Below are 20936 nucleotides of genomic sequence, written 5' to 3' on the forward strand. Positions count from 1 at the left end.
ATCACACCCTTTGCAGTACAAACCTTATTTCGTCTGTCTGCGAGCGGTGCTGATTTCTAAAGGACTATCGTTTATAATTATAAATAATTATGCCGAATCTACAACCGACAATTTAAGTATGAAATGTTGCTTAAACAACAATACAATATCATTGTGTTGTTTAAGTGCAAAAAATTAAACAAGGAGAAGTAACAATGTCTATTAAAAATACAAATGATCCACGTGTAAAACGAACGAGACAACTCATACAGGATGCTTTTGTCGCTTTAGTAGGCGAAAAAGGATTTGAAAATGTAACTGTCCAACATATTGCAGAACGTGCTCCTGTAAATCGCGCTACGTTTTATAGCCATTACCAAGATAAATATGACCTATTAGAAAAAAGTATCGAAGAAATGTTAGAGAAGTTAACAGAAGTAATTAAGCCTAAAAATAAAAATAAAGAAGAGTTTCAACTGACATTCGATTCACCATATCCGACATTTTTGGCTTTATTTGAGCATATCGCAGAAAACGCTAAATTCTATAACGTTATGCTTGGTGATAAAGCAGTTGGAAACTATACTCATAAAATGATGAAAGCAATTCAAACACATTTAACATTAAGCTTATCTATTTCCCAGCCAGATGATGAAGACCTTATGGTCCCTCGTGATATTCTTATTAGTTATGTTACAGGCGCTCATATCGGAATGATTATGTCATGGTTAAAAAGAGGCATGATTTATACCCCACATTTCATGGCAATGCAATTAACTCGCTTAATTATTTTAGGAGCTCATACTGCAGCAGGATTAGAAAGACCGTTTTAAAAATGAAAAAAGCGAAGGAGGTTATCCTTCGCTTTTTTCTATTAATTAAATGTAATGTTATGTACAGCCTCTTTATCAAGACGTTTAATAACTTCTACAATTAACTTCACTGCATTTTCATAGTCATCACGGTGTAACATTGCCGCATGAGAATGAATGTAGCGTGTCGCAATCGTAATTGCCATAGACGGAATACCGTTTACAGAAATGTGAATTGCTCCTGCATCTGTTCCCCCGCCGGCTACAGAATCATACTGATATGGAATTTGTAATTCATCAGCAACATCAACTACAAAGTCACGTAAACCTGTATGACCAATAACAGAAGCATCATATAAAATGATCTGCGGTCCATCGCCCATTTTACTTTGCGCTTCTTTTGACGTTACACCCGGTGTATCTCCAGCGATACCAACATCTACTGCGAACGCGATATCTGGTTTGATATAATTCGCAGATGTTTTCGCACCACGAAGACCAACTTCTTCTTGTACAGTCCCAACGCCGTATACAACGTTTGGATGTTTTTCATCTTTTAATTGTTTTAATACATCAATTGCAATTGCACAACCAATTCGGTTATCCCATGCTTTTGCAAGTAACATCTTTTCATTCTTCATTACTTGGAATTCAAAGTAAGGTACAACTTGATCTCCTGGTCTTACGCCCCACTCCATTGCCTCTTCTTGGCTAGAAGCACCAATATCGATGAACATGTCTTTAATGTCAACTGGCTTTTTACGAGCTTCTGGAGGTAAAATGTGCGGTGGTTTCGAACCAATCACACCTGTTATATCTCCTTTACGCGTTACAATTGTTACGCGCTGTGCCAGCATAACTTGCGACCACCAGCCACCAACCGTTTGGAAACGAAGGAAGCCTTTGTCATCAATTTGCGTAAGCATAAAGCCAACTTCATCTAAATGACCTGCAACCATAATTTTCGGGCCATTTTCTTCCCCAACTTTTTTCGCAACTAAACTTCCTAAATTATCAGTAGAAAGTTCATCTGCAAACGGCTCAATATATTTCTTCATTACTTCACGTGGTTCGCGCTCATTACCCGCAATACCGCGTGCGTCTGTTAATTCTTTTAGCATTGTCAATGTCGCGTCTAATTTTGTCATTGCCAACACCCTCCTTTTTCTTCAGTCACTTTATTATACAAAAGGAAATTGAAATATTCAAAAATTAAATTAGTATCCTTGTGTTTGACGCTGATGATTTACTTCATTTTTGTCTAAATACGCCTTTTCAATCTCTTCTTGTTCAAATTCAAGCGCTTGTCCAAGGCGAAGATAACTTGTAAATAGTTCAATATAGTTCGTAATAGAAGGTTGATCTGTAAATCGAATCACTTTTGCATATGTGTCTAAGAAAATTTCTACTTGCGTTTTATTCGTTTGCGCACATTTATAGAATAAGAAGTTTTTATCAATTCCTAAATCGATTCCGATTGATAAGATAAAATGTAAACCATCTACGTATTCTTCTAATATTACTTCACGCTCTGATGCTGGTTTATTGCTCCAATATTTAAAACAACGTGTTTCATTTGCAAGTTCTCCAATTTCTACAAGAAGAGCTAACATTTTTTCTTTTAACAATTTTTTTGGTTGTAAGTCATGTTCTTTCACAATACGGTCATCTAATTCTTTTTGTAGTTTAAATAGTTGTAGTAAGTCCATTCTATTGTCCTCCTCCAACATCGCATTTTACGCAACAATGTTGTTTCATCTCAAAGTTCATTATTATTTTTCAGTTCTTATTAATAAGTCAGCTACCTAACTCTTTATAAAATAGCTTGTCCTTAATTTGCAAATACGTTTCAATCATCGCTATTCGATTGTTCACCTCATTGGTGATGGCTAATATTTAGCCGAGGATAACACCTCACTGATTAAAGTTTTACTTTATCTGATGAAAGTTCCATATCATCTTTCCATTATAGCAGTGTCGTTTCTGCTAGGAAAGATACTCTTCTTTCCAAAGGAGCATAAATAAAAAAAGCCAGGAGGATTCTCCCGACTTTATACACATATTCTTCTATATCACTATAGTTTTCGCATTGATTTTGTCATATCGATAACGATAATACTGAAGGATTTTGCAAATCATTGAATATTTACAATAAATGTAAACAAAAAACCTTAGAAGAAAAATCTTCTAAGGCTTCAACTAATTAATTAGTTAATGTTGTTTTTTGCAACTGTTGCTAATTCAGCGAAAGCTTTTTCGTCATGAACAGCTAAGTCAGCAAGCATCTTGCGGTTAACTTCGATGCCAGCATTTTTAAGACCGTGCATTAAGCGGCTGTAAGAAAGACCATTCATACGAGCTGCTGCGTTGATACGTGTAATCCATAATTTACGGAAGTCACGTTTCTTTTGACGGCGGTCACGGAATGCATACATTAGAGATTTCATAACCTGTTGGTTAGCAACCTTGAATAATGTATTTTTAGAACCGTAATAACCTTTTGCTAATTTTATTACTTTTTTACGACGTTGACGAGTAACTGTACCACCTTTTACTCTTGGCATAATATTACCTCCTAATTGTTCTATATATCAGCCGAACTTATTTTAAGTTGTCAAGCATTTGACGAATGCGTTTGAAGTCACCAGCGCTTACTACACCAGCTTTACGTAGTTTACGTTTAGCTTTTGTAGATTTGTTAGCGAATAAATGGCTTGTGTAAGCGTGAGAACGTTTCAGTTTACCTGATCCAGTCTTTTTGAAACGCTTTGCAGCGCCGCGATGAGTTTTTTGTTTAGGCATAGGTATTTCCTCCTCTATCTATTACTTATCGTTTTTCGGTGCTAAAACTAAGAACATACTACGTCCTTCCATTTTAGGCTTAGATTCGATTGTACTAACTTCAGCACAAGCTTCTGAGAAGCGATCTAAAACACGTTGACCGATTTCTTTATGAGTAATGGCACGTCCTTTAAAGCGAATTGACGCTTTAACCTTGTCGCCTTTCTCTAAAAACTTGATAGCATTACGAAGTTTTGTGTTAAAGTCGTGTTCATCAATTGTTGGACTTAAACGAACTTCTTTCATGCTGATTACTTTTTGATTTTTGCGCTGTTCTTTTTCTTTCTTCTGTTGCTCAAAGCGGAATTTACCGTAGTCCATAATGCGGCATACTGGCGGTTTCGCATTTGGAGCAACTAATACTAAATCAAGATTAAGACTTGCAGCTAAGTCTAAAGCGTCATTACGAGACTTGATTCCAAGTTGATCGCCATTTGCGCCAACTAAACGTACTTCACGTGCACGAATTTGCTCGTTAATCATCATATCCTTGCTAATAGTAAGCCACCTCCAAGGTTTTTTCAGAATATGTTTTGTAATTGTAGAACCCGAACAAAAAAAGTGCGGGCATACGGCACCCACACTTGTAATATCTTAAGTAAGAAATACATTTACCTGCTAACTGCGAATGCGTCCATCAGGTGAGAAGCGGGTGCTTCTACTTGTTCCAAAACCATATTCTATTATCCTTGATGAGTTTATCATAGGACATGACGTCTGTCAAGAAGACGCGATGTGTTTTACTAACAACAAGAAATATTGTAACAAACAACTAACATACTTGCAATACTTTTTTATGATAAGTGTTACATGGTTATTTTTTCTAATTTTTTTCACTTATATTACATAGAAAAGCCGCGGTATACCGCGGCTTTTTCTTATCGTTTTCCTTCTACTTTAATCATGTCAACAAAAGCATCTAATGCAATTGTTTCTGATTTTTGTTCACCATATTTACGTACGTTTACGCCGTTTTCAGCCACTTCATTGTCACCTACTACAAGCATATACGGGATTTTTTGCATTTGTGCTTCACGGATTTTGTAACCAATTTTCTCTTCACGAGTGTCTAATTCAACACGGATACCAGCACGTCGTAATTCATCTTGTACTTTCTTCGCATAGTCTAAATGCACTTGCGGAGAAACAGGAATTACTTGCGCCTGAACTGGAGCTAACCAAGTTGGGAATGCGCCTTTGTATTCTTCAATTAAGAAGGCTACGAAACGTTCCATAGTTGATACAACACCACGGTGGATTACAACTGGACGATGTTGTTTACCGTCTTCACCAACGTAAGTTAATTCAAAGCGTTCCGGAAGTAAGAAGTCTAATTGTACAGTTGAAAGTGTTTCGTCTTTTCCAAGAGCAGTACGAACTTGAACGTCAAGTTTTGGACCGTAGAATGCCGCTTCACCTTCAGCTTCATAGTAATCAAGACCCATTTCATCCATAGCTTCTTTTAACATACCTTGTGCTTTTTCCCACATCTCATCATCAGCATAATACTTTTTAGTATCTGCTGGGTCACGATAAGATAGACGGAATGAATAGTTTTCTAAGCCGAAATCTTTGTACACTTCTAAAGTTAAGTTTACAACACGTTTTAACTCTTCTTTAATTTGATCCGGACGAACGAAAATGTGCGCATCATTTAAAGTCATTCCGCGTACACGTTGTAATCCAGATAACGCACCTGACATTTCATAGCGGTGCATTGTTCCAAGTTCCGCAATACGGATTGGTAATTCACGGTAGCTGTGAATATCATTTTTATAAACCATCATATGGTGAGGGCAGTTCATTGGACGAAGAACTAACTCTTCATTATCCATTTCCATTGATGGGAACATGCCATCACGGTAGTGATTCCAGTGACCAGAAGTTTCATAAAGCTCTCTGCTTCCTAGCACTGGAGTGTATACGTGATCATAGCCTAAGCTCGCTTCTTTATCAACGATGTAACGCTCGATAATACGGCGGATTGTTGCACCTTTTGGTAACCAAAGTGGTAAGCCTTGTCCTACTTTTTGACTATTAGTAAATAGTTTTAACTCTTTACCTAGTTTACGGTGATCGCGCTCTTTCGCTTCTTCAAGCATGCGTAAGTGCTCATCTAATTCTGTTTTCTTAACGAATGCAGTACCGTAAATACGTTGTAACATTTTATTATTGCTGTCGCCGCGCCAGTAAGCACCTGCAACACTTAATAATTTAAATACTTTAATTTTCCCTGTAGATGGAAGATGAACACCACGGCAAAGGTCGAAGAATTCGCCTTGCTCATAGATTGAAATAACTGCATCTTCTGGAAGATCGTTAATTAAATCTAATTTTAACTCATCGCCGATTTCTTCAAAGCGACGAAGTGCTTCTGCACGTGGTACTTCATGACGAACGATTTCTAAGTTCTCGTTTACAATTTTTTGCATTTCTTTTTCGATTTTCTTGAAGTCTTCAACTGTAATCGCTTCTTCCATATCGATATCGTAGTAGAAGCCATTTTCGATTACTGGACCAATGCCAAGCTCAAGCTTAACATCTTTATATAAACGTTTTAACGCTTGTGCTAAAAGGTGAGCTGTTGAATGGCGTAAAATGTATAAGCCATCTTCAGAATCTAATGTAATAATAGAAACTGCACCATCTTCTTCGATTGGTGTAACAAGATCGATCATCTCATCGTTTAATTTTCCAGCCACAGCTTTTTTCTTTAAGCCTGGGCTAATAGAAGCTGCGATTTCTTCAGTTGTTACGCCTTTTGGAAACTCCTTCACAGCTCCATCAGGGAAAGTAATTTTAACTACGTCTGCCATCACTGGTCACTCCTCTTTTTTTTCAAAATAAAAAACACTCATCCCGTAAAAAGGGACGAGTGTTGAATTCGTGGTTCCACCCTTGTTCCAATTAACCTTATTGTTAATTGCTCAAGTTCAACATAACGGTGTTGTCCGTTAGCAATTACTAGAAAAACGTTCACTGCTAAAGTTTAGAGGTGGTAAGTAATAATCCCGTACTAGGAAGCTTACACCCTAAGGCTTCCCTCTCTGAAAATCGTAGATAACTACTCATGTCCTCATCATGACATTTCAATATATTTCATTTATGTAGGTAATTATATGCTCAAAAACTTAGAAAATCAAGGGCGTTACCTTTATTTTTTAAATTTTTCACATTGCGCTCAAACTCATGTAATCCATGTAATTGGACCCGTTCTTGAAATACATTTCGCAAAGTAATGATCATATTATGATCTTGTTCTTTCGTATATAAATAAATCTTTTTCGGCGAAATAGAAAGAAGTGGCGCAATTACTTTCGTATCGATATATACATCCTTTTGCTTTAATAATTCCTCATCTATATATTGGACCAACCTCTCCTGTTTTAAACGTCTACCTTTATCATCATAGAAAATAAAACTTTCATCAAAAATAAGATGCACACAGGACAAACGTGATTTCCGGCTACTTACTTGTTGACGAAGGGTCTCAATGAACATTTGGTATTCTTGCTCCATTTTATACTCATCAATTGCAACTTCAGCAAGCCTAGCTACCATTTCCCTATATGTACGAAGACGAAAACGAACATATGATGAAAACGAGAATGAAAGCGGATCACAAAGCCAATCATTTAAAGATGACATAATATAGGTCTCAAATTTATGACGCGTTAAATCACGAGCCACTCCTTTTCTTCTTTCTTTTAATATCTCCTGTGCCATATGCAAGATGTGATGACACTCTTCTTGTTCTTCGTAAAAAAACTTTTCCTTTAAAATGGTATGAATCCATTCATTTTGTTTCACATTCATAATGAAATATAGTAGTACTGGCAATAAAATCTTTTCAATATAATTCGATTCACATAATGGTATATGAATAATAACCTTTTGCCCATCTAAATATACACTTGTTTCCTTGTATAAAGATTCCGTTCTTTTCGTTAGTTGTCTGTATACGTGCGCAGCATCATTTTTTTCTTCGAAGCAAATTTCAATCACTTTTGTCCCCCCTTTTATCCCCGCTCTAAAGGATTGCATCTATACGTTACAAATCCTATAAGAGTCCGATCTGTGGAAGTTCACTCTTAGTAGAAATATATCTCCCATCGTTAGAAAATCCACTCGATATGGCTTGCTAATTTTATATATATTAAGGGGGAGAGAAAAAAATGATACAAGCTACTATGAATTTTCAACAATTTGACCATTATGATAAAGTGAAACTTTAATCAGTGGAGGTTTTGTTCGTCCCCCACTGATTATTAGCCTTCACCAATCGGGCGTTTACGGGCAGCCCGACTCCCACAAATAGCGGGATAAAGTGAAACTTTAATCTGTGAAGGCATCCTCATTCCCTACTAATTATTAGCCCTCACGAATTAGGATAAACGGACGGTATTAAGATGTTTGAGTATATACATTATAAAAATCAAATCGAAAGGTTCCTTCGTCATATGTAAACTGCTTAAGAGTTACTACATCGTTATGAAGAAAGTGTTAGTTTTAGACACCTTGAATACTTTGATCTTATCTCCAAAACATCATCACTATAACAAAAAAGAGCAAGCTTCTCAGCTTGCTCTTTTACTTATGACGACGGTTCTTCCCACCAATTGGAATTGGCTTCGCTAAATATTTAATTCGTTCCATAATACGTGCTGCTTTCATTTGCTCTGCCTCACCGCGTTGTGTATACGTTAAATGATGTTCCAACTCCTTGAAATCAAAGTTAGACGTAAAGAACGTCGGTAAGTTTTCTAACATACGGAACTGCAAGATTGCGCCAAGCACATCATCACGCACAAAACTTGACATCGCTTCTGCTCCGATATCATCTAACATTAATACTTGTACGCGTTTAACCGCATCAATCTTTTCACCAATCGAATTATCTTGAATCGAACTTTTAATTTCACGTAGAAATTCAGGGAAGTATACGAGCATCGAACTAATTTTCTTTCGAGCAAGCTCATTTGCAATTGCCCCTAAAAGATACGTTTTCCCTACACCAAATTTACCGTACAGATATAAACCTTGTACTTTTTTACCCGGTTCGTATGTGTTTAAAAATTCATTCGCTGCACCTATTGCATCAATACGTGCATCTAACTCTGAAGGGTCTAAATTTTCCATAGTTGCCTGTAAAATGTCAGCTGGCATATATACACTTTGAACAAGTTTTTCATATTTTTTTCTCTCATCATATGCTACTTTTCTAATGCAACGATCGTATTGAATATCAATCATCTTACCTTGGATGACGAGCTTCGGCTCATATCCTTGTAGCATGTTTTTACATGAACCTAAATCCGGACAATCCGCACACCCTACACTTTGTCCAATATATTCATACAACTTCACAAGACTTCGTTCAATCATCGAAGTCGTTACTTCACCTTTATGTTCGTCTATAAATTCTTTCACACGCGGGTGCGCCATCACTTCTGTCTTTAAGACTTCATATCTATTTTTAAAATTTTTATTTTCCATTAATTTCGCAAATGAATTTTGAATATGCTCCATTTCCTCACCTCAAAGAGCGTTCATTCTTTTTTATTAATCACGCTTATATTTTTTCAACACTTCTTCTAATCGCTTCCGCTCATCTTCTAACGAACTTGTATTTTTCTTAACACTCACGTCCGTTTTCACAGTTTCTTTCACTTCTTCTTTCGGCTCTTCTTTAAGCCAATCTGGTACCATTTCTCTTCGTACCGTTTTCTTCGCCGTACGACCTTTTTTCTTCGTCTCAGCCCACTCTTGATATTGGCGGTTTTCTTCTTTCGCTAATGCCATCGCTTCAGCTACTGTACCGACCTTTTTTCGTGCCCAATGTCCAGCGATCTTCTCAACATACGTTTTCGCAAGTTTCATATCTGAGCGTAGCATAACATAATAAATAAGTACATTCACAACCCCTGGCGTTAACTTTTGGTTTATCATTACATCCTCGACAATTTGCAAGTCTGCTTTCGTTGCTTCTGCACCGCCTGAAATCTCTTTCAATAGTTGTTTTGGCGATATTTCCTCTAACTGCTTCATTAGCATTTCTTCTTGCGTAGATGGCTCTTTCTCTTTCATCGTACGTGCAGCATGAGGTTGCACTCTTTCACTTAATACAGGTAATGCTTGACCATTTTCAAATTGATACCAATCGCGAGCTCCTTTTCGAAGTCTTTCGATATCAATTGTTTGCATCTCTGTCACCGTACCAAGAACGATATTTTGCATTGATAACACATCCACACCGTACACATAAGCGAGTGTAATGACACATTCTCGTACTTGATCTGTAATCGCCTTTTTAGGAACAAGCGCTGATAACCCTTCCACAAATAAAGGGAAATCAAAGAAATCATTCCAAACTTTCGGAGCATCCCCCTTCTCGTTACTTGGCATAGTTGTCGTTTTGGGGATACGAAGTTCTTCTTGCGCATGCTCAAACTGACCTGGGTTAAATGAATCAAATACATCATTGAAGGAGCGCGTAACATTTTCATAAGAAGTAAAATCGAATTCTTCTTCTAAGAAATATTGCTTTATTTGGTTATATTTTGTCCGACTCAATCGATTGTATAAAAAGATACTTAAAACAATATCATCAAAAAACTGCTTCGGAGATAACGGTGGTTGCAACTCATATATAAACATTCGAATATCTTTTTCTTTTTTAATATATACATTTAAAAGCCCAATCGCCTCTAACTTTACTCGTTCCTCATATATTTCAGGAAGTTGCATTTGCATGGTCACCATAAGGGAGTGATGTGTATTCTCTTTTCCAAATACACGATCTTGCTCAAGCTCCCCCCATAGCGTCATGTATAAGCTAAAAGCTCTACTACCTATTAATGGCTGATACAACATTGTTAAAACTTTCCGGTCGTAATTATGTAACAACCCTTTCGCACTTACCTTATAACGATCAATCGGCAATAGCTCCATCCATGACTGTTTTTCCATTCTTGCTTTTCCTTTCTCTTATCCAATCTAACCTATATTTCACTCGTTCTATCTTTATTATATAATTTCTTAGCGAAAAAGAGCTATTAGCTTCCGCTTCTAGCTCTCTTATCTCATTTACTTACAGTATATAAGGAGAATATACTACACCTTCTACTCTCTCTCTTTTTGCAGTATATCTTTTAATTCTTCAATAAATACATTTAAATCTTTAAATTGACGATACACAGAAGCAAAACGTACGTAAGCAACATCATCAATATCACGAAGTTCTTCCATAACAATTTCACCAATCATATCACTTTTCACTTCTGATATACCTAAGTTACGAAGTTCACGTTCCACACTTTGTGTTACTTCCTCTAACTGTCTTAAAGATACAGGTCTTTTTTCACACGCTTTAATTAAACCGCGTAAAATCTTCTCTTTATTAAACTCTTCTCGTGTTCCTTCTTTTTTAACAACGATAAGAGGTGATTCTTCTACTCTTTCAAATGTTGTAAAGCGACTTAAACAACTTTCACACTCTCTTCTTCTTCGAATAGAGCGCCCCTCGTCTACCGGACGCGAATCTAACACTCTTGTGCCATTATGAAAACAGGATGGACAACGCAATTCATTCACTCCTTTACAATATAATCTTTATTTTTTCGCTACTCACCTACATGTGAAAATATATATACAATATTATATAACTCATTCTTATACACTGACCACTCTAAGTTATTACACATCATGATCCTATTTTATATAAACTAAAAAAGAGGTGCATTATACACCTCTTTACATTTTAAATCAATTATGTTCTTTTTTAAAGAGCTTTTGTTTCTCTCTGCTTAATTTCGAAGCTACCAGTGCCTCGAGGAAGCTCGATGCTCTCACGCGTTTTCGCGTTTAAACCTTCTGCAATATATTCTGCAGCAACATTTGGATCAATACGATCCCCACAAGTATAAACATCAATACTTGCGTAACCGTGCTCCGGAAAGCTATGAATTGTTAAATGTGATTCCGAGATAATTACTACTCCACTTACACCTTGTGGTGCAAATTTATGAAAAGCAACCTCACGTACTTCAGCACCAGCTCTTAGTGCTGCATCCACAAATAATTGTTCAATATACGGCATGTCATTAAGCTTGTCGAAATCGCAATCCCAAAGTTCAGCAATCACGTGACGACCCATCGTATCCATAGTATCCATTCTACAGTTCCCCCTTGTAAATTTATTCTAACTGTTCGAATTGAAAACTAATTTGCAATTTGGCTTGCTCCACTACCACGGGGGAAAGTTAGTCCAGAGAGGTCCTAACCCTTTAAGTAGTGACTACGTACCTCAGCTCTTAAGTTTACGAGTGTTAGTATACTTTGTTTATTTTCATTTTGCAACAACAGTTTTTTCGATTTTCTGTCATATTTTCCTCTTTACTTTTCCCTAAAAAAAATTAATGATTCACGAATACAGTAATCCCAACGTTTCGTGGTATGTCCACTATTTGAAAATATACTTATATAATTTTTTTCCTTTTCAGAAAAAAATAAAAAAGAGAGCAAATTTTCACTTGCCCTCTCTCTCTCGTTCACTTAAATATGTTGCACATTTTTTTGTTTCGCTAATTCATCAACAACTAACGTTACAAGATCTACAACACGACGAGAGTAGCCCCACTCGTTATCATACCAAGCAAGTACTTTCACTTTACGATCACCCATTACCATTGTAGACAAACCATCAATAATAGCTGAGTGTGTATTTGTATTAAAATCGATAGACACTAAAGGCTCTTCGCTGAATTCTACAATTCCTTTTAATGCACCGTTTGCAACAGTTTTGAACGCTTCATTAATATCTTCAACTGTTACATCACGTTTCACGTCCACTACTAGGTCAACAAGAGACACGTTTGGTGTTGGTACACGAAGTGCCATACCATGAAGTTTGCCGTTTAAGTGCGGAAGAACTTTTGATAGCGCTTTCGCAGCACCCGTCGTTGTCGGAATGATAGACTGTCCGCAAGCACGTGCTCTTCTTAAATCTTTATGTGGGTTATCAATATTTTTTTGGTCATTTGTATAAGCATGAACAGTCGTCATTAAACCGTTTTCAATTCCGAACTGCTCATCTAACACCTTTACAACAGGTGCTAAACAGTTTGTTGTACAAGATGCATTTGAAATAACAGTATGTTTTGTAATATCTAATTGGTCTTCGTTCACACCAACTACAATTGTTACATCTTCATTTTTACCAGGCGCTGTTAAAATAACTTTTTTCGCTCCAGCTTCAACGTGAAGAATTGCTTTTTCTTTCGAGTTAAATTTACCAGTTGCTTCAATTACAACTTCAACACCTAAATCTGTCCAAGGCAATTCCTTTGGATCGCGGTTGTTTAAAAGGCGAATCATTTTCCCATCAACTAATAAGTGATCTTCAAATGCTTCTACTGTTCCGTCAAACTTACCATGAACTGTATCATATTTAATTAAATGTGCTAACGTTTCTGATGGATAGCTTGCATTGATTGCTACAATTTCGAATGCGCTTTCTTTTATTGCTTGACGAAATACCATTCTCCCAATACGTCCAAATCCATTAATTGCCACACGAGTCATAATATGTTATCCCCCTTGAATGCGTTATACTATTTATCTCCAATCCCAATAATAGTATAACACAAAAAGGGGATATGTCACTAAGCATTTTCATTAATTTCACAATTTTTTAGTTAATAATGTTCCACTTCTTTAAAATTACCTGTAATTGTGTTTTCGTTCCCATAATTGTGCCATCATTATTTATCACTTCATCTGCACGCTTTACTTTTTCTTCCAATGGCATTTGAGATTGAATACGCGCCGTTGCTTCTTCTTCTGAAAAATTATTCCGTTTCATTAAACGTTCTAATTGCGTACTCGGCATAACTGCTACAACTAAAACACGATCAACGAGATTTGTTAAGTTACTTTCAAACAAAAGAGGGATATCTAACACAACCGCTTGCATACCTTCTTTTATGTACATCTCCTTTTTCGCATTCATTTCTTCACGTACCGCAGGATGCACAATTTTGTTTAACTGCAATCGTTTTTCTTCATTATAAAAAACGACACTTCCTAATTTAGGTCGATCAAGCTCCCCATCTTCTTGTAACACTTCCGTTCCAAACACCTCTACAATTTTGTTATATGCTGGCTTTCCTCGTTCTACAACTTCTCGTGCAATAATATCAGCATCAATAACTGGTATATTTAGTTCACGAAACATTTCTGATACCGTACTTTTTCCGCTTGCAATACCTCCCGTTAATCCAATTACCACTGTCATAATAATCCTCCTCACAATATAAAAGGCGCGAAACTAATGTTCCACGCCCATACTTACATTTTCCAAATTCCAATAATAATGAGTAATACCCCAGGCAGGAATGTAAATTTTTGTAACCACTTCATATTCGACAAAACCGTGCCAAGCTTCATTCCAATAAATAAAAATAAAGAACTCATAACCGCGACTAATATCGCCATCATAGCAGGTGCATAACCTAATAAGGATGCACCAATTCCAGCACCAAACGAATCGATAGAAAGAGCAATACCGAGAAGTAGCGCTTCACCTGCAGATATAGTTCCTGATTTATCAAAATCCGCAACAGTCGGTTTCCTCAAAATTTGAATCACTAGCCCTAGAGAAGCAATTTCTAATTTCCAAACCTTCTCCTCTTGCTTCAGTTCTTCTTTTTTATCACTCCGAAAAAATTGATATAATACCCAAATCCCGATTCCAATAAGAACAAGCCCACCGATACGCGTTGCGATAACTGGTGAAAATATTTTCGCGATCATATGTCGAATTCCCATGGATACGAGCATGACAGCTGCTGAACAGATCCCGATAATTATAATTGATCTTAGTGGAATTCTTACACTCCTTAATCCGTATGTTAGCCCTACACTACAGCTATCTAAGCTTAATGTAAAAGCTAATAAAATAAGAGATAAATAAAGGTACATCGGTAAGCTCCTCCCTTATACATAGCTCTGCTGTATGTATATGACAAATGCCTATCCGATGTTATCTCTTTTCTATATTCTCGGCTGACAAATCGGGCAGTAATGCGTTCCTCTTCCGCCAACAACTGTTTTTTCTAATATCGTACCGCAAGTCACACAAGGTTCCCCTTTTTTTCCGTATACATTTAGAAGTTCTTGGAACGAACCAATTTGCCCTTGTGAGTTGATATACGTTCGAATTGTACTTCCGCCACGCTTCACTGCTTCGCCTAGCGTTGTAACAGTCGCCTCATAAATCCGTTCAATTTCTTCTACTGTTAAAGATGACGCTTCTCGTTCCGGATGAATTTGAGAACGGAATAAAACTTCATCTACATATATATTTCCAAGCCCTACTAAAAGACGCTGGTCTAATAATACAACTTTTATTTTACGATTTGTTTTTTGCAATCTTTCTTGTAAATACTGCGGTGTCAATTCAGCATCAAATGGCTCCGGGCCTAAGTCAGCAAGAGGCATTTGATTCAACTCTTCACCTTTCTTAAAGAGATGCATCGTACCAAACTTTCTCACATCTTTATAATGTAATTCAGTTCCATCTGTAAATAAGAAACGGACGTGCGTATGTTTATCAATTGGCTCACCCTCTTGATGAAGTAAAAACTTACCTTCCATACGCAAATGTGAAACAATGACATAATTCGTTACATATAAAAGCAAAAACTTTCCTCTTCGCTTTATATTTTCAATTGTCTCGCCTCTTAGCATTTCTTTAAAGATTTCTGCATCATCCGGTCGTTTTACTATTTTGGGATAAGTAATAACGACATCTTCAATCGTTTTTCCTGTTACAAGATTTTCAAGCGTCCGTCTAACGTTTTCAACCTCTGGTAATTCCGGCATTTCATCACGTCCTTATTTTGCATCGTACCAAGTTGGACCGTAAGAATAATCAACTTTCAATGGAACGGCTAGTTCAATTGCATGCTCCATTACTTCAGGTACAAGCTTCTCTAATTTTTCAATTTCTTCTTTTGGTGCCTCAAATATCAATTCATCGTGTACTTGCAGAAGAAGACGTGCTTGTAATCCTTCTTCTTCTAAACGATCTGCCATAATAATCATCGCTTTTTTAATAATATCAGCCGCACTACCTTGAATTGGTGTATTCATAGCTGTACGCTCAGCAAAGCTACGTAAATTGAAATTACGACTCGTAATTTCCGGAATATAACGGCGACGATTTAATAATGTAACCACATACCCTTTTTGTTTCGCATCTTTTACGATTTCATCCATGTATTCTTGTACACCAGGGAAACTTTCTAAATACTTTTCAATAAATTCCGCTGCTGCTTTTCTTGTAATTCCTAAGTTTTGCGAAAGACCATAATCACTAATGCCATACACAATTCCGAAGTTAACAGCTTTTGCTTGTCGCCTCATGTTAGATGTTACTTCATCTTTCCCAACACCGAATACATCCATAGCTGTTTTCGTATGAATATCCATGTCATGTTGGAATGCTTCAACTAACCCTGGATCATTTGCAATATGAGCAAGCACACGAAGTTCAATTTGTGAATAATCAGCCGCGTACATGATCCATCCTTCTTCTGATGGAACGAATGCCTGACGAATTTTTCTTCCTTCTTCTAATCGAATCGGGATATTTTGTAAGTTCGGATCTGTTGAACTTAATCGACCTGTTTGCGTTAACACTTGATTGAAACGAGTATGGATTTTAGATGAATCTTCATGTACAACTTTCAATAAACCTTCAATGTAAGTTGAATTTAGCTTTCCTAATTGACGATAATGTAAAATATTTGGAATAATTTCATGATGATCCATAAGTTTATCTAATACATCCGCCGACGTAGAATAACCTGTTTTCGTCTTTTTAATAACTGGTAAGTTTAAGTTCTCAAACAGAATAACCCCAAGTTGCTTCGGTGAATTAATATTAAATTCCGTTCCCGCAAGCTTATAAATTTCCTGTTCCATTTCCTTTAATCTACCTGCAAGTTCTTCTCCCATATTACGAAGACGCTCCGTATCAACTTTTACACCTTTTACTTCCATATCAGCTAATACACGCGCAAGTGGTAATTCTAACTCTGTAAACAATTCATATTGCTCGTTCTTTTTTAATTCTTCTAAGAACGTTTGCTTTACATCATATAATACATGCACTTTACGAGCTACATGCTCCGCTACTACATCTAACTCTGGAACTGCACGCTTCGCACCTTTTCCGTAAACTTCTTCATCCGATTTCACGGCATGCGTTTCTTTCATTTTCGCTACAGTACGGAAATCTTTATCCGTATCAGCTGGATCAAGTAAATAAGCAGCGATTAATAAATCAAAGTCAATTCCTTGAATATCTACACCGTTCCATTTGAGTGCAACGATAGCTCGCTTCGCATCAAATGTATGCTTTCTCATTTCTCCATTTGCAAGCCATGCTTTGAAAGCATCTGATTTAAGAGCAATGTCTGCCGAAATAAAGTAACAACCACTTTCATTTTGAATACCAAAACCTTGAATATCCGCTTTATGATAGTTATCTTCTTGCACTTCTACAATAAGCGCACTATCTTGCTGAAGCATTTCTTCTGTAACTTCTTCCACAATATCAAATGTAATATCATCTAATTCAGCTGGAGCTGTTTCTTCAGGCGTAACACCTAGCTTATTTAAAAGAGATGTAAATCCTAAATTCTCAAACATTGGAATAACATCACTTGGTTCATACCCTTTATATGCCATATCATCTACATGCACAGTAATTGGTGCGTCTGTAATAATCGTCGCAAGTTCTTTACTCATAAGTGCTTGTTCTTTATTTGCTTCTAACTTTTCTTTTAATTTCTTTCCGCTCACTTGATCTAAGTTTTCATATACTGCTTCAACCGTTTCAAATTGCGTTAATAATTTAATGGCTGTCTTCTCACCAACACCTGGTACACCTGGAATGTTATCTGATTGGTCTCCCATCAAACCTTTCATATCGATAATTTGCTTTGGTGATAAGCTATATTTCTCAAATAAAGCTTCTTTCGTATATTCATCTACTTCTGTAATCCCTTTGCGCGGAATACATACAAGTGTATTATCAGAAACAAGTTGAAGTAAGTCTTTATCTCCTGAAATAACTTTTACATAAGCCCCTTGCTCACTCGCTTCCTTCGCTAGGGTTCCCATAATGTCATCCGCTTCATAGTTTTCTAATTCATAGCGCGGAACATTAAATGCATCAAGTACTTCGCGAATAAATGGGAATTGCTCTGATAACTCAGGTGGAGTCTTTTGACGTCCTCCCTTGTAATCACTATACGTTTTATGACGGAATGTTGTTTTCCCCGCATCAAACGCCACAAGCATATGCGTCGGTTTTTCTTCCTCTAGTATCCTCATTAACATCATTGTAAAACCATAAATTGCGTTCGTATGTATACCTTTGTCGTTATTTAAAAGCGGTAGTGCAAAGAAAGCACGATACGCGATATTATTACCATCTACTAATACGACTTTTTTTTCCAAACTACAAACCTCCCCATACATATTTGAAACGATTTTTTCCACAGAAAAAAAACCGTTCCTGTCCTCTCTCTATATTAACATGACTAATAGAGAGAAGAAAAATAACGGCTATTTTCTATCATATATACAAACGTTTACTAACATAAAAGGGAAGTGACGAGAACAGCATAACTATTCTCGTCCAAAATTACTCCTTGGATGAAGGGGTTTTCATCTATTATATTAACAGAGCTTTATTAATATTTAATTAAGCCATTGTTAATATATTGTAAATATCCTTCATCCTATTTTTCAGTAGCTGATTTTGGCAAAACAACCGTAAATGTTGTTCCTTCCCCAACCTCACTATCCACCGTAATCGTACCTTGATGTGCTTCAACTAAATGTTTCACAATTGATAAACCAAGACCCGTTCCACCCGTATTTCTACTTCTTGCTTTATCCACTCGGTAAAAGCGTTCAAAAATACGTGGGATTTCCTCTTTGCTAATACCAATTCCAGTATCAGATACTTTTATATAAGCATTATATTTATCTTCTGCCAATTCAACAGAAACAACGCCTCCAGCCGGTGTATATACAATCGCGTTATTAATTAAATTAATAAAGATTTGTTTCAAGCGGCCTGGATCACCAATGACAGAGACACGTTTTAATGCATTCACTTGTAAAGAGATTTCTTTTTCTCCTGCTTTATTATCAAGCACCATATGAATATCTTCAAGAAGTCCCTTCATATCAACGGTCCCCATATTTAGTTTAAACCCTTGTTGCTCGATCTTTGACAAGTCTAATAAATCTTCAATTAATCCTTGCATGCGTTCACTTTCTTTTAAAATAATATGTAAGAAATGTTCACAGAATTTTTTATTATCCATAGCCCCATCCAAGAGCGTTTCTGAAAAACCTTTAATAGAAGTAATTGGTGTCTTTAGTTCATGAGAAACATTCGCTAAAAAGTCTTTTCTCATTTGTTCTAATTTCTTTAACTCTGTTATGTCATGGAATACAAGAACAATACCTTTCCATTCATGGTTCGTCCCGATAATCGGCGCTCCATATACTTCAAAATGCTTTCGCTCAATTCCAAGCGGCAATAACATTTGTTTACGCACTTTCACTTCTGTCATAAAGATTTCTTCCACAAGCTCAATAATTTCTGTATGATGAAACGATTCATAATATAAACGATCTAAATATTCTTCATCTGTTACGTGGAAAGTTTCCTTATAAGAACGATTTACAAGGTTTATATAACCGCGGCTATCAATTAAAATCATTCCACTTCCCATATTTTCAATTAACGTATGCAGACGATCCTGTTGCATTTCCTGCTCAAGTGTCATCTCTTGTAAATTACGAGCTAAAATATTAATCGCTTTACTCAGCATCCCTGTTTCATCCGAATGACTTTCATAAGCGCGTGCTTTATAATTTCCCTTTGCTAATTCAATGGCAACTTTCGTAACCGATTCAATCGGCCTAATATATTGCCCCGTAATTTTCATACCTAAAAATACGACTACGAGACAAGCGATAACAAATCCGATAATTAATAATCCCCACGTTTTTTGATGTACGTCTTTCAATGGCTCAATTGTACTTTTTACCAAAATGTATCCTTGTTTTCCTGCTAGATCTTGAACGAACACCGCATGATAAAATTCATTCTTTTGATCTGTTTCTTGCGTAATCACTTTACTTCGTTGTTTTGCTGCTTCCGAAGAAAGCTCTTTAATCGTCTCTTGACTAAATACAGATTGTTGCCCTTTGCTATATTGAACTCTCTTTTTTTCATCCACAAATACAATAGAAGCTGGTATTTTTTCTTCTAACTTTTCAAATACATATGGCTTTTTTAAAACATCATCAAAACCTTGTTCTTCTGCTAATACTGCAACATACTCTGTCTCTCGTACCATTCTCTCTTTCGCATGATCTATATAATAGTTTTCAAACACAGTTTCTAGTAATAAACCGAGTCCGACTAAAATAAATACAATAAGAGAAACAAATGTAAAAAGAAGCCTGGAACGAAATTTATTCATCCCCTTTTGGCTCCTCTAATTTATATCCTAAACCACGTATCGTTTTAATGTACGTCGGTTTTTTCGTATTTTGTTCAATTTTATCGCGTAAGTGGCTAATATGAACATCAACAATTCGTGTATCACCAGCAAAGTCATAATTCCATACAGCACTTAATAATTGATCACGCGTCAACACGCGACTTTTATTTTTCGCAAGATAAACAAGTAGTTCAAATTCTTTTGGGGTTAATTCAAGCTTTCTTCCTTGGAAATAAGCCTCATAAAACTCCGGTAAAATTTTAAGGTCTACAATTGTGATACTATCTTCATCCGGCGCTTCTGCAGCTTGTTCTTCATGTTGTAATTTCGTACGGCGCAAAATCGCCTTCACACGCGCAACAACTTCCCTTGGACTAAATGGCTTCGTCATATAATCATCTGCCCCAAGTTCAAGACCTAGCACCTTATCAAATTCATCATCTTTTGCTGTTAACATTAAAATCGGCGTCATAACACGCTGCAATCGTAATTCTTTACAAACTTCCATACCATCCATTTTCGGAAGCATTAAATCTAATATAATTAAATCTGGGCGTTCTGTTGTCGCTTTTTGAAGCGCCATTTCTCCATCCATCGCTGTTATAACTTCAAACCCAGCTTGTTGTAAATTAAATTCAATTAAAGTTAAGATAAACTCCTCATCATCAACTACTAAAATACGATTGTTCATTCTTTTCCTCCAAGT

At 36.4% G+C, this 20936-nt stretch carries 19 protein-coding genes and 2 other annotated features; of the genes, 1 reads left to right on the forward strand and 18 read right to left on the reverse strand.

Translation table 11 applies throughout. The features are described from left to right. Window positions 1-194: 194 nt before the first annotated feature. A complete protein-coding gene (locus LUS72_RS22645; RefSeq protein WP_097832083.1) occupies window positions 195-812 on the forward strand; it encodes a TetR/AcrR family transcriptional regulator in 618 nt (205 codons plus the stop codon). Window positions 813-853: 41 nt separating this feature from the next. Here the strand turns inward: LUS72_RS22645 and LUS72_RS22650 are convergent, their stop codons facing one another. The 18 genes from LUS72_RS22650 to phoP all read right to left on the reverse strand — a co-directional run bounded on the left by LUS72_RS22650 (window position 854) and on the right by phoP (window position 20921). Then, window positions 854-1939: a M42 family metallopeptidase gene (locus tag LUS72_RS22650; protein ID WP_000163562.1), complete on the reverse strand. Its 1086-nt coding sequence runs from the start codon at window positions 1937-1939 to the stop codon at window positions 854-856. 69 nt (window positions 1940-2008) lie between these two features. Further along, window positions 2009-2500 carry a dUTP diphosphatase gene (locus tag LUS72_RS22655; protein WP_000365057.1) on the reverse strand — a complete coding sequence of 164 codons (492 nt, stop codon included), beginning with the start codon at window positions 2498-2500 and terminating at the stop codon, window positions 2009-2011. A gap of 498 nt (window positions 2501-2998) precedes the next feature. Then, a complete protein-coding gene (gene rplT / locus LUS72_RS22660) occupies window positions 2999-3355 on the reverse strand; it encodes a 50S ribosomal protein L20 (RefSeq protein WP_001138362.1) in 357 nt (118 codons plus the stop codon). Window positions 3356-3392: 37 nt separating this feature from the next. Then, window positions 3393-3593 carry a 50S ribosomal protein L35 gene (rpmI, locus tag LUS72_RS22665; protein ID WP_001125945.1) on the reverse strand — a complete coding sequence of 67 codons (201 nt, stop codon included), beginning with the start codon at window positions 3591-3593 and terminating at the stop codon, window positions 3393-3395. 21 nt (window positions 3594-3614) lie between these two features. After that, the gene (infC, locus tag LUS72_RS22670) at window positions 3615-4118 is read right to left on the reverse strand and encodes a translation initiation factor IF-3 (protein WP_170960745.1); all 504 of its coding nucleotides are present in this window, start codon (window positions 4116-4118) and stop codon (window positions 3615-3617) included. 63 nt (window positions 4119-4181) lie between these two features. Beyond that, window positions 4182-4302, reverse strand: a sequence feature (ribosomal protein L20 leader region). 208 nt (window positions 4303-4510) lie between these two features. Then, a complete protein-coding gene (gene thrS, locus LUS72_RS22675; protein WP_097832084.1) occupies window positions 4511-6448 on the reverse strand; it encodes a threonine--tRNA ligase in 1938 nt (645 codons plus the stop codon). A 48-nt stretch (window positions 6449-6496) separates the two neighbouring features. After that, window positions 6497-6724 (reverse strand) — a binding site (T-box leader). A gap of 31 nt (window positions 6725-6755) precedes the next feature. Then, window positions 6756-7637 carry a putative sporulation protein YtxC gene (gene ytxC / locus LUS72_RS22680; RefSeq protein WP_264448295.1) on the reverse strand — a complete coding sequence of 294 codons (882 nt, stop codon included), beginning with the start codon at window positions 7635-7637 and terminating at the stop codon, window positions 6756-6758. Between the two features lie 585 nt (window positions 7638-8222). Further along, a complete protein-coding gene (gene dnaI / locus LUS72_RS22685) occupies window positions 8223-9161 on the reverse strand; it encodes a primosomal protein DnaI (RefSeq protein ID WP_097832086.1) in 939 nt (312 codons plus the stop codon). Between the two features lie 33 nt (window positions 9162-9194). Next, on the reverse strand, window positions 9195-10601 hold the full coding sequence (locus tag LUS72_RS22690) for a replication initiation and membrane attachment family protein (RefSeq protein WP_097832087.1): 1407 nt from the start codon (window positions 10599-10601) through the stop codon (window positions 9195-9197). Window positions 10602-10754: 153 nt separating this feature from the next. Continuing rightward, window positions 10755-11216 (reverse strand): transcriptional regulator NrdR, encoded by a 462-nt coding sequence (gene nrdR, locus LUS72_RS22695; protein ID WP_001203686.1) that lies wholly within the window; start codon window positions 11214-11216, stop codon window positions 10755-10757. Between the two features lie 196 nt (window positions 11217-11412). Next, window positions 11413-11796: an adenosylmethionine decarboxylase gene (gene speD / locus LUS72_RS22700; protein ID WP_002003660.1), complete on the reverse strand. Its 384-nt coding sequence runs from the start codon at window positions 11794-11796 to the stop codon at window positions 11413-11415. Window positions 11797-12185: 389 nt separating this feature from the next. Beyond that, window positions 12186-13214 carry a glyceraldehyde-3-phosphate dehydrogenase gene (locus LUS72_RS22705; protein ID WP_097832088.1) on the reverse strand — a complete coding sequence of 343 codons (1029 nt, stop codon included), beginning with the start codon at window positions 13212-13214 and terminating at the stop codon, window positions 12186-12188. A gap of 109 nt (window positions 13215-13323) precedes the next feature. Beyond that, the gene (gene coaE / locus LUS72_RS22710) at window positions 13324-13926 is read right to left on the reverse strand and encodes a dephospho-CoA kinase (RefSeq protein ID WP_097832089.1); all 603 of its coding nucleotides are present in this window, start codon (window positions 13924-13926) and stop codon (window positions 13324-13326) included. A 53-nt stretch (window positions 13927-13979) separates the two neighbouring features. Beyond that, window positions 13980-14612: a sporulation membrane protein YtaF gene (ytaF, locus tag LUS72_RS22715; RefSeq protein ID WP_264448296.1), complete on the reverse strand. Its 633-nt coding sequence runs from the start codon at window positions 14610-14612 to the stop codon at window positions 13980-13982. Between the two features lie 72 nt (window positions 14613-14684). Then, a complete protein-coding gene (gene mutM / locus LUS72_RS22720; RefSeq protein ID WP_097832091.1) occupies window positions 14685-15515 on the reverse strand; it encodes a DNA-formamidopyrimidine glycosylase in 831 nt (276 codons plus the stop codon). A gap of 12 nt (window positions 15516-15527) precedes the next feature. Further along, window positions 15528-18161, reverse strand: coding sequence for a DNA polymerase I (polA, locus tag LUS72_RS22725; RefSeq protein WP_141533473.1), 2634 nt, complete (start codon window positions 18159-18161; stop codon window positions 15528-15530). A gap of 284 nt (window positions 18162-18445) precedes the next feature. Then, window positions 18446-20209: a sensory box histidine kinase PhoR gene (gene phoR, locus LUS72_RS22730; RefSeq protein WP_264448297.1), complete on the reverse strand. Its 1764-nt coding sequence runs from the start codon at window positions 20207-20209 to the stop codon at window positions 18446-18448. Beyond that, window positions 20202-20921, reverse strand: a complete 720-nt coding sequence (gene phoP, locus LUS72_RS22735; RefSeq protein WP_097832094.1) for a two-component system response regulator PhoP — start codon at window positions 20919-20921, stop codon at window positions 20202-20204. The genes phoR and phoP overlap by 8 nt, the downstream gene beginning before the upstream one ends. Window positions 20922-20936: the final 15 nt, after the last annotated feature.

Source organism: Bacillus cereus (assembly GCF_025917685.1).
In the GTDB taxonomy this organism is placed as follows: Bacteria; Bacillota; Bacilli; order Bacillales; family Bacillaceae_G; genus Bacillus_A; species Bacillus_A cereus_AT.